At 43.8% G+C, this 15,606-nt stretch carries 13 protein-coding genes; 7 read left to right on the plus strand and 6 right to left on the minus strand.

Annotation, left to right across the window (positions count from 1 at the left end):
- Window positions 1-7 precede the first annotated feature (7 nt).
- Window positions 8-547: a hypoxanthine phosphoribosyltransferase gene (gene hpt / locus EAH55_RS01900; protein ID WP_121808262.1), complete on the plus strand. Its 540-nt coding sequence runs from the start codon at window positions 8-10 to the stop codon at window positions 545-547.
- 95 nt (window positions 548-642) lie between these two features.
- A complete protein-coding gene (locus tag EAH55_RS01905) occupies window positions 643-1,143 on the plus strand; it encodes a hypothetical protein (protein WP_112568303.1) in 501 nt (166 codons plus the stop codon).
- Between the two features lie 315 nt (window positions 1,144-1,458).
- On the opposite strand, the gene mfd is transcribed toward EAH55_RS01905, so the two are convergent.
- Complete coding sequence (gene mfd / locus EAH55_RS01910) at window positions 1,459-4,806, minus strand: transcription-repair coupling factor (RefSeq protein ID WP_121808263.1); 3,348 nt, start codon at window positions 4,804-4,806, stop codon at window positions 1,459-1,461.
- 156 nt (window positions 4,807-4,962) lie between these two features.
- Here mfd and EAH55_RS01915 point away from each other — a divergent pair, with 156 nt between their 5' ends.
- The 3 genes from EAH55_RS01915 (at window position 4,963) to EAH55_RS01925 (ending at window position 6,362) form a co-directional block, all read left to right on the plus strand.
- A complete protein-coding gene (locus tag EAH55_RS01915) occupies window positions 4,963-5,373 on the plus strand; it encodes a DUF4199 domain-containing protein (RefSeq protein ID WP_112568296.1) in 411 nt (136 codons plus the stop codon).
- Window positions 5,366-5,674 (plus strand): DUF2752 domain-containing protein, encoded by a 309-nt coding sequence (locus EAH55_RS01920; protein WP_244228077.1) that lies wholly within the window; start codon window positions 5,366-5,368, stop codon window positions 5,672-5,674. Before EAH55_RS01915 ends, EAH55_RS01920 begins: the two co-directional genes overlap by 8 nt.
- Before the next feature lie 325 nt (window positions 5,675-5,999).
- Complete coding sequence (locus tag EAH55_RS01925; RefSeq protein ID WP_121808265.1) at window positions 6,000-6,362, plus strand: TM2 domain-containing protein; 363 nt, start codon at window positions 6,000-6,002, stop codon at window positions 6,360-6,362.
- Between the two features lie 201 nt (window positions 6,363-6,563).
- Here EAH55_RS01925 and EAH55_RS01930 read toward each other — a convergent pair whose 3' ends face one another.
- The 4 genes from EAH55_RS01930 to dtd all read right to left on the minus strand — a co-directional run bounded on the left by EAH55_RS01930 (window position 6,564) and on the right by dtd (window position 11,072).
- Window positions 6,564-8,210, minus strand: a complete 1,647-nt coding sequence (locus tag EAH55_RS01930; RefSeq protein WP_121808266.1) for a M28 family metallopeptidase — start codon at window positions 8,208-8,210, stop codon at window positions 6,564-6,566.
- 107 nt (window positions 8,211-8,317) lie between these two features.
- The gene (locus EAH55_RS01935) at window positions 8,318-9,646 is read right to left on the minus strand and encodes an APC family permease (protein WP_121808267.1); all 1,329 of its coding nucleotides are present in this window, start codon (window positions 9,644-9,646) and stop codon (window positions 8,318-8,320) included.
- A 5-nt stretch (window positions 9,647-9,651) separates the two neighbouring features.
- Window positions 9,652-10,509 (minus strand): KilA-N domain-containing protein, encoded by an 858-nt coding sequence (locus EAH55_RS01940; protein WP_121808268.1) that lies wholly within the window; start codon window positions 10,507-10,509, stop codon window positions 9,652-9,654.
- Window positions 10,510-10,613: 104 nt separating this feature from the next.
- Window positions 10,614-11,072 carry a D-aminoacyl-tRNA deacylase gene (gene dtd / locus EAH55_RS01945; RefSeq protein WP_121808269.1) on the minus strand — a complete coding sequence of 153 codons (459 nt, stop codon included), beginning with the start codon at window positions 11,070-11,072 and terminating at the stop codon, window positions 10,614-10,616.
- Between the two features lie 185 nt (window positions 11,073-11,257).
- Here dtd and EAH55_RS01950 point away from each other — a divergent pair, with 185 nt between their 5' ends.
- Entirely contained in the window at window positions 11,258-12,496 is a 1,239-nt protein-coding gene (locus tag EAH55_RS01950) for a cystathionine gamma-synthase family protein (RefSeq protein WP_121808270.1), read from the plus strand.
- A gap of 133 nt (window positions 12,497-12,629) precedes the next feature.
- On the plus strand, window positions 12,630-13,823 hold the full coding sequence (locus tag EAH55_RS01955) for a serine hydrolase domain-containing protein (protein WP_121808271.1): 1,194 nt from the start codon (window positions 12,630-12,632) through the stop codon (window positions 13,821-13,823).
- A 245-nt stretch (window positions 13,824-14,068) separates the two neighbouring features.
- On the opposite strand, the gene rsgA is transcribed toward EAH55_RS01955, so the two are convergent.
- Window positions 14,069-14,989 (minus strand): ribosome small subunit-dependent GTPase A, encoded by a 921-nt coding sequence (gene rsgA, locus EAH55_RS01960; protein ID WP_121808272.1) that lies wholly within the window; start codon window positions 14,987-14,989, stop codon window positions 14,069-14,071.
- Between the last annotated feature and the right edge of the window lie 617 nt (window positions 14,990-15,606).

A 15,606-nucleotide genomic window follows, 5' to 3' on the forward strand; every position in this document is an offset into this window, starting at 1 on the left:
GACCCCAATGAAAAAACAAATTGCCGACCTTGAATTTGAACCAATGATTACCGCCCAACAGATCGAAGAAAGGGTGAAAGCTATTGGCGCACAAATAAGCGAAGATTTTAAAGACACCGTTCCGGTTTTAGTAGGCGTACTTAACGGCAGCTTCCTTTTTATTGCCGATTTAATTAAAAAAGTATCTATTCCCTGCGAGATCAATTTTACCAAGCTGGCTTCCTATTATGGAGGTACCACCAGTACTTTAAAAATAAGAGAGGATATTGATTTAACCGTTGATATAAAAGGCCGCGATGTGCTTATTATTGAAGATATTGTTGATACCGGCAATACCGCTCATTATTTAATTGAGAAATTAAAAGAAAGGGGCCCCGCCTCATTAAAAATGTGTTCGTTACTACTAAAACCGGCCGCCCTGCAAAAGAAGATAGAAGAACTTAAGTATGTGGGCTTCGAAATTGAAAACGAATTTGTTGTGGGTTACGGGCTCGACTATAAAGAAATGGGCAGGAACCTGGCCGATATTTACAAAAAAGTAGGCTAAAGCAATCCGGCATTTCGATTGGTTTATAGGAAGTTGCGCGCAATTTTTTTAACACCCGATTAAAACAAAGACCGGCCTATGCCGTTTTAGGGTTTATGAAATATACATCTTTACTTTTATCAGGCTGCGTAGCAGCATCGTTCTTGTTCTCTTCATGTGATAAAGAAACGTCAACAACCTCAAATGTTGCTATTACTGTAACCGATGGCTTAACCGGAGCCGGATCAGCCGGGGCGACTGTAAAATTATACGACGACGTAAATAAACCCAACACCGGCGAAGCCCCTGCATATACACTTACTGCAGATGCTTCAGGAAAAATATCTGCACCGGTCGCCTACATTGGCGGCTATTACGTTGTTGCTGAAAACGGCGCCCGCAAAAGCTATTACGGCGGCCTTATTCCGATAGGAATTTTCAAAACACAATCGGATATCGACGCAAGCCCAAAGCAAACTCCGGCTGCAACAATAGGTTCGGTAAAGTTTAAAGATACTAATGGCGATGGTGTTATTAATGATTCGGACAAAACGCATGCGCCGCTCTTGTTCCTGGAATCAGGGCAAACGCTAACTTACAGTACCGCGGTTTATTAAGAAGTTTAAAGTTGCCGTGAGGACACGGCAACAGGATAAAATAATAAAAAAGCTATCGGATAAATCCGATAGCTTTTTTATTAAATTCACCATGCCCCCTCTCCGCCCAGGTTGTCGTGCCCTCACGACAACATACCTGATAAACTAAATTGGTATTCCCTCAATTCTAAAAAGTTGCCGTGAGGACACGGCAACCGGAGGTGGGGGTATCAAGGCACATTTTTACTCCCCGTTGGCGTCTCTCCACGCCAACTCGTTGTATTAAAAGCAGTGTTGCCATGCGGACACAGCAACGGGAAAAGTATGAAAGGGTAATTATGCTATCCCAGCCACCTCACTCAACATCCTCACCGCCTCATCAACACTATCAATACCCTCAATGCCCAAACGAAGCGTGTTCTTAACCTCTTTTAAATTAGTACGCCTTGGATTATTTTTTACAAAATCGAGCACATTACGGAAAGCTTCTGTTTCAAAATAGCTTGACTGCTGGTTGGTGATAAAATACCCTCTCAACACGTTTTTCTTGAGCGAGATCTTTTCAAATCCAATTGCCTTACCCAGCCACTGTAAACGCATGGTATTCAGCAAACTATCAACCTGCGATGGAACAGGGCCAAACCGGTCATGCAGTTTTTGCCTGAAAGCATTCAATTCAACTTCGTTTTCCAGTTTAGAAAGCTCGGTATACAGGTTATATCGTTCAGATAGATTAGTAACATACTCATCAGGGATAAGGATCTCCAGGTCAGTATCTATCTGTGTGAAAGAAATGTATGGCCGCGGTTTATCTTCCGGAAATACATCTTTAAACTCATCATCCTTCAACTCCTGAATAGCCTCGTCCAGTATCTTGTGATACATTTCAAACCCAATTTCAGCAATGAAACCGCTTTGCTCGGCGCCAAGCAGGTTACCGCTACCGCGGATATCCAGATCTCGCATAGCTACGTTGAAACCACTGCCAAGGTCGCTGAACTCTTCAATAGCGCTAAGACGTTTGCGGGCCTCGCTGGTAAGTGTTGACAGTGGCGGACTTAACAGATAACAATATGCTTTTTTATTGCTCCTACCCACACGGCCACGCATCTGGTGTAAATCGCTTAGGCCAAACATGTGGGCGTAGTTGATGATGATGGTATTGGCATTAGGAATATCCAACCCGGCCTCAATAATTGTTGTGGCCACCAATACATCATACTCGTGGTTCACAAACTTCAACATCACGTCTTCCAGATCGTCACCTTCCAGTTGCCCGTGGGCTATACCTATACGGGCTTTAGGAACCAGCTTGCGGATCATACCTCCCAATTGCGGCAAATCGGCCACACGGTTATGAATAAAGAAGATCTGTCCGCCACGGTCTATTTCAAATTCAACGGCCTCTTTAATGAGCTTATCATTAAAAACATGCAATTCGGTAACAACCGGCTGGCGGTTTGGCGGCGGCGTTGATATGATAGAAAGGTCACGTGCGCCCATTAACGAAAAGTGTAGCGTACGCGGGATTGGCGTTGCAGTTAATGTAAGCGTATCCACATTGGCGCGCATCTGTTTCAGCTTTTCTTTGGTTGATACGCCAAACTTCTGCTCCTCGTCAATGATCATCAGGCCAAGGTCTTTAAACTTCACATCCTTGCTTACCAAACGATGGGTGCCTATGATGATGTCAACCTTGCCTTCCTTCAGTTTCTCTAAGGTATCCTTGATCTGCCTGGTTGACTTGAAACGGTTTACATAATCAATGTTAGCCGGAAAACCCTTGAGCCTGTCGGTAAAAGTTTTATAATGCTGTGCCGCGAGGATAGTTGTAGGTACCAATATGGCCACCTGCTTGCTATCGGCAACGGCTTTAAAAGCCGCGCGAACAGCTACTTCTGTTTTGCCAAAGCCTACGTCGCCGCAAATAAGGCGATCCATAGGGTGTGGCGATTCCATGTCTTTTTTGAAATCGGCCGTTGCCTTTTCCTGATCGGGCGTATCCTCGTAAAGGAACGAGGCTTCCAATTCGGTTTGCAGATAACTATCGGGCGAGAAGGCATTACCGTGCTGGGCTTTACGGAGGGCGTAAAGCTTGATCAGATCACGGGCTATGTCCTTAACTTTTTTTTTTGTTGTTTTTTTGAGGCGTTCCCAGGTATCAGTACCCAGCTTATTCATTTTAGGAACGGAGCCCTCTTTACCACTGAATTTAGAGATTCGGTTAAGCGAGTTGATGTTCACATACAACAGGTCATTATCGGCATAAATAAGCCTGATCATTTCCTGTTGTTTGCCGTTTACATCCACTTTTTCCAGGCCGGCATATTTGCCTATGCCATGATCTATATGGGTAACGTAATCGCCGGGTTTAAGGTCACGAAGTTCTTTAAGGGTGATGGCTTGTGATCGCTGATAGCCCTTGCGGGTTTTATATTTATAGTAACGGTCAAAAATCTGGTGATCGGTATAGCAGGCCAGTTTTTGTTCCTGGTCGATAAAACCTTCGCGTACCGAAATGCTGATAGGCGTAAATTTTACGGTTTTATCCAGATCATCTAAAATGGCATATAAACGCTCAACCTGCTTGGCCGAATCGGTCAGGATGAAATTCTCAATCTTTTCGGCCTCGTTGTTTTTAAAGTTATGAATGAGCAGTGTAAAGTCTTTATTGAACGATGGCTGAGGCCGCATATCAAAATTGACAACGGTAGCATCATGATAAAAGAACTGCTTACCAAACTCCACCACCGGAAAATCATGTAATTGATCGGCAATCAGCTTTTCGTCGGTAAAGCCAAACTTAGGGTCAATCCATTCCGGGTTTTGAGCTTTCTCATCGGCAGATAGTGCTTTCCACAGGTTTACCGCTTTTTTGTACCCGGTTTGGATAATATCCAGCGTAAACTGAACATCTTTTATCCACACCTGCGTGCCAGGCTCAACATATTCCAGCAGGGAGATATTATTTTCGGTTAAAAACTTAGATTGTACATTAGGTACAATGGTTATACTTTTAACCCGCTCAGCCGACAGCTGGCTCTCGATCTCAAACGTACGGATGGATTCAATGTAATCGCCGAAGAACTCTACCCTGTAAGGGAGCATATGCGAAAACGAGAAGATATCAACGATACCGCCACGAATGGAGAATTGCCCCGGCTCATACACAAAATCAACCCGCTCAAAATCGTACTCAATCAAAAACTCATTGATAAAATCGATGCTGAGTTTATTTTCAACAGCAATTTCAAGCGTGTTCTTTTCGAGTGAGGAACGATCTATAACCTTTTCGGCCAGGGCTTCGGGATAGGTAACAATCAGCTGGCCATACTCTGTACTATGGTTAAGCTCATTCAAAACCTCGGCACGTGCAAGCACATTACTGCTATCTGGCTGGGTAAATTCAAATGGCTTACGGTACGATGAAGGAAATAATAAAGCTTCTTTACCGGTAAGGTTTTCCAGGTCGGCCTGAAAATAACCCGCTTCTTCACGGTCGGGCAGTACAAACACCATGTGTTTATGCTGCAGAAAATACAATGCTACCGCCATGGCCGAATCGCTTGATCCCACCAAACCACGTAACTGCACTCTCGGATTTTTTGACGCGTTAAGCGCGGTAGCTAACGCTTTGATCCGGTCATCAGCTTTGTATCTGTCTAATATATCACGGATATTCAAATCGGCGCAAAGATAAGTAAAAAAGAAAAACCAAATTAAAAAGCGTTATGGTAAAAATTAATGAAAACAATATGCAGACTTATTTACTTTTTAATGATAAATTTATGCGTGTAAACAAGCATAGACGCACTTATAAACCTATATAAATTTATAATTATGAAGAATGCAGTTTTATCAGGGGGCATTATTGGAATACTAAGTATTATCTGGATTTTTGCCATGCCGCGTTTAGGCGTTATGCCGCAAAAAGATGTGGTATCCCCGGCCGAATACTTTTCATTTATAATACCGGCCATCGGGCTTTTCTTCGGTATCATGAGCTATCGAAAAAATGACTGTAACGGCCAGATGGGGTTTTTAGAAGCCCTTTTTCAGAGTTTTAAAATATTAATAGTAGGCGGTATCATAGCCGTTTTTGGTTCAATCCTTTATATCAGCTACGTATCATCATCGGGCGATAACATAAAGGATTTTTCTGAACGGATTTTTGGTGCATTGATAGTTGGGGTGCTGCTCGCCTTCGCGGTATCATTATTGTTCGCCAACAAAGCAAATAAACTTGATTAAGCGTTATTTTTCAAAATATTTCGAACTATTGTTCTGGACAGCAGCGATGCTTTCGTTGGCTATGAGTTCGCCAACGGAGGCCTCGCACTTTACGCTGTGTCCGCTCAAGCTGATGGGCATTGGCTGGTGCCCGGGCTGTGGCCTGGGGCATAGTATTATTTATCTTTTTCACGGCGATATCAGCAATTCGTTCCGTGCACACTGGCTTGGCATCCCTGCCGCAGCCGTGATCTTCAACCGCATTTATGTACTTACTAAAGCGAGATTGATGGAGAGAAATCAGTTTAAGAGCCTGACTTGATTTTTATAGAGTGTGTTATTAACTCCGGCGCGAACTTAAGGCCAAAAAACATGTCATTGAGAGGATCTCAACGGGAAAGCGCATGGACGCGACGTGGCAATCGCGTGCTATACAGGGCGGATTTGCTTCCGTGCGATTGCCGCGCTTCGCTCGCAATGACACATCTTTAGTTACCCATCGGTAAGATTTCCCCGCTACTTTTCACCGTCAAAACCCGTCATTTCACCGACTACTTATCTCCGCTAACCTATCTCCAGTAGGCGTTTTCTGGGTACTGCTGTACCTTTATATCATAAAACAATCGCAAACTTTAAAACTTACTGAGATGAACGCTTATCAAAATCCATATATGTCATTCGACGGTATCACTTCCGAAGAATATACATTTCTGCAACAGGCTACTGCCTCACTAACAGAAGACCATGCCCGTACTTTTATGTCATTTTATGCCAGTAAAAGGCGCAACCCGCAAGATATCATGTTCGCTACGCTTGCCGGTTTCCTCGGTGTATCCGGCGTACAACGCTTCATGACAGATCAGATTGGTATGGGGATCCTTTACTTTTTCACCGCCGGTTTCTGTTTCATCGGTACCATTGTCGACCTGATCAACTATAAAACCATCGCCAATGATTACAACAGGCAAATGGCCTACGAAAGCTTCAACATCGCTAAAATGAGCAACTAAATCCCTTTAAGGGTATAGTTTCACTATATATCAATAAAAAAATCCACCTTCTGTTACGGGGTGGATTTTTTTTTATTGAATATAAACAAGCAAAATCATGTCATTGCGAGGAGGAACGACGAAGCAATCTCGTAGCAATACAAATCGGACATGCATTGGCTACGAGATTGCCACGCTTCGCTCGCAATGACATCTGTACCTTTATTTCATCGATTTCTCCCTTATCGCTTTAAATTCCGAACCATTTTTCCAACCGGGGAAAGTTGTTTCGTTGCTTAGCCTGGTGCCAACCTCATACAGGATATTTGCTATTTGCGCCATACCGGTAGCATCCATGGTGTCAGAATAATTATCTGCCTGCTGGTGATAACGGTTATCGCCATAGTCCTTTTGTTTGGCTTCGCCATAACTGCCATCATGTATTACGCTGATGCTTCCATTGTTAATATCAAGTGCCGGGATCCCCACTTTAGCAAAGTTAAAATGATCTGACCGGTAGTAACTGCCAGAACCGGGATGCCTGTCGCCAACTGTGCTCAAGCCTTGCGCTTTAACAATCTCATCAACATAATCTTCCAGTTCGTTCTGACCTTTACCGGTTACGGCGATATCCTTGGTTTCGCCATAATCACCCAAGGCGTCCATATTCAGGTCGGCAACGGTTTTGTTAACCGGGAAAATCGGGTGAGTGGCATAATATTCTGAGCCCAGTAAACCCTGCTCTTCGGCTGTAACTGCTAAAAACACAATAGAGCGTTTTGGTTTTTCTTTTGCCTTGCTGAAAGCTTTTGCTACGCTTATGATAGCTGCAACGCCATCGGCATTGTCAACAGCGCCATTATAAATACTGTCGCCTTTGGCATCGGGCTTACCTACCCCAAGGTGGTCCCAATGGGCTGTGTACAAGATATATTCATCCGGTTTGGAACTGCCTTTGAGCGTCCCTATAACATTGTGCGATGTAGAGTACTTCAACTGGTTGGTAATAGTGAGGTTAACAGACTGTTTTAGCGGGATAGCCTTAAAATCTTTTTTGCGGGCCAGCGCACGAAAATCGCCTGTGATGCCGGCCTCAGCCAATAGCTTTTTACCCATATCTTCGGTGATCCAGCCTTCAACCTTGCAACGGTTCATATGCTTATCTTTTTGCTGCAGGTAAAGTTTGGCGCCGGTATTACTGTTAGCCACTACTTCCCAGCCATAACTTGCCGGTTCTTTTTGGTGAATGATGAGCACTCCCGCTGCTCCCTGGCGGGCAGCTTCTTCATACTTATAAGTCCAGCGGCCGTAATAGGTCATGGTATCGCCTTTGAAAAATGTAGGATCACCATTTTTAAATCCAGGGTCGTTTACCAACACCACAACGGTTTTGCCTTTAACATCAAGGCCGGCATAATCATTCCAGTGATATTCCGGCGCAACAACGCCATATCCCGCAAAAACAAGCGGCGAGTTTTTAAGCGTTACCGAATCAACCTCACGGCGGCTGAACGTCACAAAATCAGTAGTAGCTTTAAGGCTGAGTTGGGTTTTACCGCCGGTGATCTCCATTACAGGCGATGGCGTACTGGTGATTTGCACCATGGGTACATCCTGAAAATAGCTTCCGTTGTTACCCGGCTCAAGTCCGGCTGCCTTAAATTGCTCGGAGATGTATTTGATAGCCTTGTCTTCCCCGGCGGTGAAAGGCTTGCGGCCCATCATCGAGTCATTAGCCAATGCCGAGATATACTTTTTGATTTCGGCAGCGGTAATGGCTTTTTCGGCGGGTACGTTTTTGTTATTCTGGCAGCCTGCAAAAATAGCAAGACCGCCTAAGAGCATTAGGTATCTGTGTTTGATTTTCATATTGATGAGAAATTTTTGAGAAAGAACCGAATTTACACAAATCCCCGGCAATTATCCAATGGGCCCCCTCCACGAGGAGGATTTTAGCCGGAATTATTCATTTACCGTTATTTTTTAAGCTTCAACTCGGGCCTGCTTAGCTTGATCAGTTGCCAGGCCACCTCCGCGCTTGATAAAGCCACCAACGCAAATATGGCTGCAGAAAGTGCCTTGGGTGTTGAGCTTAGTGCCCCACCCAACGCCACACTGTAAACAATAAATGGCAACAACAAAACCAGGCAAAGCCCTGTAACACTAAGCGGAATGCGAAAAGGCCTTTCCTTTAAGGGCTCTTTAATACGGAGTTTTATAAGCGCGATATACTCTAACGAAAGTCCGGCACCATAAACCGTCACATCAATAATAAGCAGGTCGGCAAAAGTCCATAACACCATAAAGCTTACAACTATGGAGCAGATAATGATGGAGATAAACGGCGTTTTAAAACGAGGGTGAAGCCTGTTGAGTCCTTTGGGCAGTAAATTATCTTCGGACATAACCTGCGGCACGCGCGATACCGATAACAAAACCGCGGTATAAATACCTAATGTACTGGCCATGCCGCCCGCTGCCACAACTATCCCCAGCCAATGCCCGCCAACAAGCACACCCAATGCCGGGAAGCCGCTATCGGTTAAGGTATCATGATTAATGCCCGATTGCTGAGCAACCCAAATGGCAAAAAAGTATATCACCATTACCAGAGCAAAAGCGGTAAAAATAGAAACCAGGTAAGAGCGTATCGGTTTTTCAACCTCTTCGGCATATGTAGTTACGTTGTCCCAACCCAGGCAGTTCCACATTACAGTATATAACGCCATCCCGAATGATGGAAAACTTAGCCCTTTCAACGAAGTTGCCGGAATATGCATTGCACCGCTATGGTGGTATATACCCAATGCTATCAGCAATATGATTGGGGCAAGCACTGCTGCGCTCAAAAATACCGAAACCTTCCCAACGGGCATAATACCCAAAATGTTTAAGCCTGCCGATGCCCAGATGATCACCAAACAAACCGGGATCTGAAAATTTAACAGCTCGGGAAAAAAGAAACCGGCATATTGTACAAACAGCACAGGATAAATAGCGAGATCTACAAAAGTATAAAGCCATGTCCACCAGCCTTCAATAAAACCCCAATGCGTCCCCAATGCATATTTCACCCATTTATAATAGCCGCCGGTTATCGGCATCATGCTATTCAGTTCAAGCACCGTAAATATGGCCGGAACGTCCCACATCAACGGGGTTATTAGCAGAATGATCAATGCCCCATGATCGCCGGCATAGCTTAACAACGGCTCGAGGCCATAAGGGCCGCCGGATACAGTAAAGAAAATAACAGCGACAAGCTGTATAGGACGTATTTTTTTTAATGAGGCTGCAGAGGGCATCTTTATTACTCGTTCTTGATTTTTCTATCCGGTAAAAACGGGCTTTGAATTTTTTCCTCCGTATAAATGGAGTTTCTTAATGCTTTGATCTGCTGTTCTGCTGCTTTTTTTAATGAAAGCAGGCGTTGGAGTTTTTCAATCCCTTGTTCAATTAATATAGCATTGTAACCTTCAAGATTTGAAAGAACAAGTAATTGATGGGCATCTGCTAAATCTCGCATATTTAACCCTTTCAAATGAAGCTTGGGGTTTGCTTCACGCCATTGCTTCGCAGTATAACCAAATACGGCAACACTTAATAAATCGGCCTCACTTGCGTAAATCAGCCATTCTTTCTCTTTTTCAATATTTAGTTTTGGAATAACAAAATCTTTAACTGCGGCAGTATGTATAGTGTAATTAGCCTTTGATAAAAAGCGACGATAATCCCATTCTGATCCAAGCCGCTTTTGTTCTTCTTCCTTTAATCTTTGAAACTCTTTTACCAACAATAGTTGAAATCGAGGACTTATCCACATTCCAAATTGAAAGGCTATATCCTTATGAGCATAAGTGCCCCCATATCTTCCGGCTTTGGCAGTTATCCCAACTGCATTTGTTTTCTGTATCCTCTCTTTTACAGACAATACAAAACTGTTACTACCTGCCGCATTTTTAATTATACCGAATTCGGTATAATTAAAATCTTTATTGTAAAGGATCTCCCATTCGCCCAAATATTCAATCGTGTTTTTTAAACTAAGCCATTTTGTGATAATAATATTTTCATGCTGGCTTTTAGCCATGTCCGTCAAAGAGATAAAATCACTCTCATTAACAGAAAAAAAGGAAATCTCAATACCCTCAACTTTAATTTTACTCATTGAACTGGTTTAAGTCGGATTACAATAAGTTATAAAAATATAACTTATACGTTAATATTTTTATTTTTTTGTAGCACTTGTAGCCATCCCAACAGTGATCATTTCTAATGATTATCCTTATCCCTGGTATCCATGATAATCGTGACCGGGCCATCATTCAGCAGGTTGATTTTCATATCCGCGCCAAAAATACCGGTTGCTACTTTTTTGCCGGTTAGCGTTTCAAGTGCCTGGATCATCTGCTCATACATTGGTATTGCCTTATCGGGTTTAGCAGCCCTTAAAAACGACGGGCGATTGCCCTTTTTGGTTTGTGCAAAAAGCGTAAACTGGGAGATGAGCAAAATATCGCCATCAATATCGGCAAGGGCTTTGTTCATCAGGCCGTTCTCATCACTAAAAACACGCATACCTACTATCTTATTAGCCAGCCAATGCAGGTCCTCGGCAGTATCGGCATCTTCAATGCCTAATAGAACCAAAAAGCCGGCGACTATTTCACCTGTGACTTTTCCATCAACAGTACAGCTTGCCTGGGTAACGCGTTGCAGAACAGCTCTCATATATTATCGAACATTAATTTTTTACGAATAAAACGATTTTCGCAAATTTCCGGCTACTATTTTGATAACATTAGTGTCAATTCGGCCGGTTAATGAATTTTCGTGGCCTATCATTCGTTTAATTAGGGCGTAATTAATTAAGTTCGCAACCGCTATTATGTATATCTAATTAATAGGATAAAAAAATGAGTACCAAAAGAGGCTTTACTACCAACATATTACATGCCGACCGTTTGGGCAAACCCGAACACGGCTCGTTACATAAACCCATTCACACTTCGGTAACCTACGGGCACGAGGATGTGCAGGATTTGGTTGATATTTTCCAGAACAAAAAGAGTGGCTATGCTTACTCTCGTCAGGGTAATCCTACTATTACCGCTTTGGAGCAAAAGGTATCCCAAATGGAAAAAAGTGTATCAAGTATCGCTTTCTCAACCGGTATGGCGGCTATTTCGGCAACGGTGATGGCACTTATTAAAGGTACCGATCATATTGTAGCCAGCTCATTCCTGTTTGGTAACAGCCGCAGCATCTTCCAAACCTTTATTGATATGGGTATCAGCATTGATTTTGTTGATGCAACCAACGTTGATCATGTGCGCGCGGCAGTAAAAGAAAATACACGCATGGTGTTTGTTGAAACCATTGCCAATCCCGCCACTCAAATTGCCGACCTTAAAAATATTGGCGACCTGTGCGAGGAAAAAGGCATTATGTACGTGGTTGATAACACCATGACCTCGCCATATCTGTTTAACCCAATCAATGTTAAAGCCAGCCTGGTAATTAACTCGCTTACTAAATATATAGGTGGTCACGGCAATGCCCTTGGCGGCGCGGTAACCAACACCGGCTTGTTTGACTGGGCAAATTATCCAAACATTTTCCCAGGCTTTAAAGCAATTGTTAAACCGGAAAACCTGGGCATGACCCAGATCCGCAAGAAAGGTTTGCGTGACGGCGGCGGTACTTTATCGCCAGAGGCTGCGCACAGCATTTCTGTAGGTGCCGAAACATTAGCTCTACGCCTTGACCGTGCCTGCAGCAATGCTTTGGCGCTGGCTAAATATTTTGACAATCACCCGATGGTTAAAAAGGTGTTTTATCCAGGCATCGAGTCGCACCCACAGCATGCTTTGGCAGGCGAGCTCTTCGCCCGCTACGGCGGTTTGATGAGCATCGAGTTGGATGAAAGTATCGATTGCCTTGCATTTTTGAATAAACTGAAACTGGTAGTAAAATCAAGCAACCTTGGTGATACGCGCACATTGGCTATCCCGGTTGCTCAAACCATTTTCTTTGAGCTTGGTGCCGAACGCCGCGCCGAAATGGGCATCCCCGAAAGTATGATCCGTCTGTCAGTAGGTATTGAAGACCTTGACGATTTACTTGAAGATTTCAAAACCGCTTTAGGCGAATAAATACTGAGGCCTTGTGAATAACACAAGGCCTTTTTTATTGAATGATTATTTGCCAAAAACTATCTTATCAGCATGCAAAATAATTTCCATTAACCGATAGGGGTTTACGTATTCTTTGTTGTAATATAGACATATGAAAACCTATAAAACCTTGAAAACACTTCTTTCCATTCTGACCTTCGTGCTGCTGTCAAACGTTATTGCAGCACAAACCAACCCAGATTCTTTAACAACCAAATTGCAGCAGGCCTTTACAAATGAAAGCCTGCCCGGTATGTATGTGATCATGACCGATGGTGGTAAAATTACCTACTCGCATGGTTTTGGCTACGCCGATGTTGCCAACCAGGTTCCCTATTCGGCCAGCACTATTCAAAACATTGGCTCGGTGAGCAAAACAGTTATAGCCGTTGCTTTGATGAAAGCTATCGAGTTAAAGTATTTTACATTGGAAACAGACATTAACGATGTGTTGCCTTTTAAAGTAACCAATCCTAATGATCCCAACGAAAAAATAACCATCAGGGAATTAACCAACCACACATCGGGCATTGTTGATAACCCCGAAATTTATCACTACAGCTATCACTTTTATCCTAAACTAAGGGCTTATGACAGTGTTTCGGTAAACACGCTGAATCAGATGGGCTTTGGCGATAAACTAAAGGATACTACCCTGGCTCAATTCTTTTTTAACTATTTATCGCCACAAGGCCAGTATTACAGCAAAGCCAATTTTGGCGAAGGGCCCGCGGGAGGCACGTCCTCATACTGCAACATTGGTTCGGCGCTGGTGGCATATCTTATCGAGATTAAATCGGGACTTACTTACGCGGATTTCACCAGGAAATATATTCTTAAACCACTAAAGATGGACCATTCAGGCTGGCATGTATCAGATATAGATTTAAAAAAGCACGCCTATTTGTATCTCGACCTCAAGAACCGGTTTCCGTTATATGACCTGGTTACTTATCCCGACGGTGGCCTCAAGACTTCGCCTGAAGATTTGAGCAAGTATTTAATGGCGATTGCCAGGCATGACAAAAGACTGCTAACCGAAGCATCATATCAGGCCATGTTTACGGCGCAGTTCAGTAAAGAGCATCCTCCTAAAAACATCAATTTAACCTACCGCAATAAAGGCATTTTCTGGAATTTATATACCAACGGCACTATTGGCCATGATGGTGATGATCCGGGCGTTGGGACATATTTGTTCTTTAACTCTGCTACCGGTAAAGGCGGCTTATTTTTGACCAATAAATATCTGCCTAATAAACAAGCTATTGTTGATGTGCTGGTGAAGGAAACGGCGAAGAAGTAAGTAAACCTAAAAATAGCGAGGTGATCATCAGCCTAAAAAACAATGTCATTGCGAGGAGGAACGACGAAGCAATCTCGTAACTATACAGATCGGTCATGCATTGGCTACGAGATTGCCACGCTGCGCTCGTAATGACATATTTTTTAACGAGGCCTTGCTTAAAAAATGCTTGCTTTCTTGTCTCTTGATTCTAAAAGTCCTGATTCCTTTTCCTGCTTCCTGACTCTAACAGTCTTGCTTCTAAATCAGGCTCTTGTGTCGTTGCCGTTGTAAATACTCAAGTAACTATCATAACGAGTCGGCGAAATCTCGCCTTCTTCCAAAGCTTCAAGTACGGCACAGCCGGGCTCATTGATGTGGCGGCAATTATTAAAACGGCATTCGTTCATGCGTTTGCGCATTTCTGGGAAGAAATGGCCGAGCTCCGGTTTTTCAATGTCGATAACGCCCAGTTCGCGAATGCCGGGGGTATCAATGATAAAGCCACCCTGTGGCAGTTCAAACATTTCGGCAAAGGTGGTTGTGTGCATGCCTTTATCGCTCCAGTCGGATATCATATGGGTACGTAGCTCAAGCTCGGGCAGCAGCGCATTAATTAGGCTGGATTTACCTACACCCGAGTGACCGGAAAACAGGGTTACCTTATCTTTCAGCAGGTCCTGTACCTGGTCGATATTTGTGCCTTCAATGGCTGAAACTTCAAAACAGGGATAACCGATATCTTCATAAATAGCCTTGTAATCGGCTAAAATCTCCAGGCCTTCATCGCTGAAAAGGTCCAGTTTATTAAACACCAATCTCGCGGGGATATCGTAAGCTTCGGCGGTTACTAAAAAACGGTCGATAAAACCGAGGGACGTACGGGGAGAGGCTAACGTAACCACCAAAATGGCCTGATCGAGATTGGCAGCTATTATCTGTGCCTGTTTGCTCAGGTTAATCGCCTTACGGATGATATAGTTTTTCCGCTGATGTAGGTTAGTGATCACACCGTCTTCACGATCTGGCTCCATTTCAAAGTCAACCACGTCGCCAACCGCGATAGGGTTGGTCGTAGTAATACCTTTTATACGGAACTTGCCCTTAATGCGGCAATCTATCTTTTGCCCATCGGGGGTTTGTACCTGGTACCAGCTTCCGGTTGATTTTGTTATTAATCCCTGCATATTATCGAGCCTCAAAAGTAGCAAATTAAATTTATTGCAGATTTTTGAGGGAGAGGTGTTTTAATTCGAAGTGGAGGTCTGTCATTCTGAGTGGAAGAAAATAGAGATCTGTGAAGGTCAAATGACATATCCGCCACGTCATTGCGAGGCACGAAGCAATCGCACAAAGGCAGGTAACGACTATTGTTGTAATGAACTTACATCGTCGCGCTCCTGGCCGCGCGGGGCCAGGTACTTTTGTCGCCACAAAAGTACCCAAAAAGGCTTGCAGCAGAAAGGCTTCTTTGCGCACACCCTACCCTAAGTCCACCGCCCGGCCTTTACCCTGCAAAACGAACAGAACCACGGGCTGCAATTATTTTGCCCCGATTCGCCCCATCTCCAGCTTCTGCAAAAACTTGCTATGCCCCTGCAGCCGCACATTCCCCGCACTGTTCTGCCCGTTTTCACACGAAGCTGATCTACTGCGAAAAACATCCGGTTTTAATTATGTCATGGGTAGCGAGAGCGAAGAATCTTCTGCAGTTGAAAAGTCGTCGCTTTGCTGATCGAAGAAGATCCTTCGTTCCTCAGGATGACAATAAGAGTTAATGTCATCTCTCCTTCATAGATCCCAT

Source organism: Mucilaginibacter kameinonensis (assembly GCF_003675385.1).
Lineage (GTDB): Bacteria > Bacteroidota > Bacteroidia > Sphingobacteriales > Sphingobacteriaceae > Mucilaginibacter > Mucilaginibacter kameinonensis.

Coding starts and splice junctions, on each gene's coding strand:
- hpt (WP_121808262.1), top strand. CDS start 8: ATGAAAAAACAAATTGCCGACCTTGAATTTGAACCAATGATTACCGCC.
- EAH55_RS01905 (WP_112568303.1), top strand. CDS start 643: ATGAAATATACATCTTTACTTTTATCAGGCTGCGTAGCAGCATCGTTC.
- EAH55_RS01915 (WP_112568296.1), top strand. CDS start 4,963: ATGAAGAATGCAGTTTTATCAGGGGGCATTATTGGAATACTAAGTATT.
- EAH55_RS01925 (WP_121808265.1), top strand. CDS start 6,000: ATGAACGCTTATCAAAATCCATATATGTCATTCGACGGTATCACTTCC.
- EAH55_RS01930 (WP_121808266.1), bottom strand. CDS start 8,210: ATGAAAATCAAACACAGATACCTAATGCTCTTAGGCGGTCTTGCTATT.
- EAH55_RS01935 (WP_121808267.1), bottom strand. CDS start 9,646: ATGCCCTCTGCAGCCTCATTAAAAAAAATACGTCCTATACAGCTTGTC.
- EAH55_RS01940 (WP_121808268.1), bottom strand. CDS start 10,509: ATGAGTAAAATTAAAGTTGAGGGTATTGAGATTTCCTTTTTTTCTGTT.
- dtd (WP_121808269.1), bottom strand. CDS start 11,072: ATGAGAGCTGTTCTGCAACGCGTTACCCAGGCAAGCTGTACTGTTGAT.
- EAH55_RS01950 (WP_121808270.1), top strand. CDS start 11,258: ATGAGTACCAAAAGAGGCTTTACTACCAACATATTACATGCCGACCGT.
- EAH55_RS01955 (WP_121808271.1), top strand. CDS start 12,630: ATGAAAACCTATAAAACCTTGAAAACACTTCTTTCCATTCTGACCTTC.
- rsgA (WP_121808272.1), bottom strand. CDS start 14,989: ATGCAGGGATTAATAACAAAATCAACCGGAAGCTGGTACCAGGTACAA.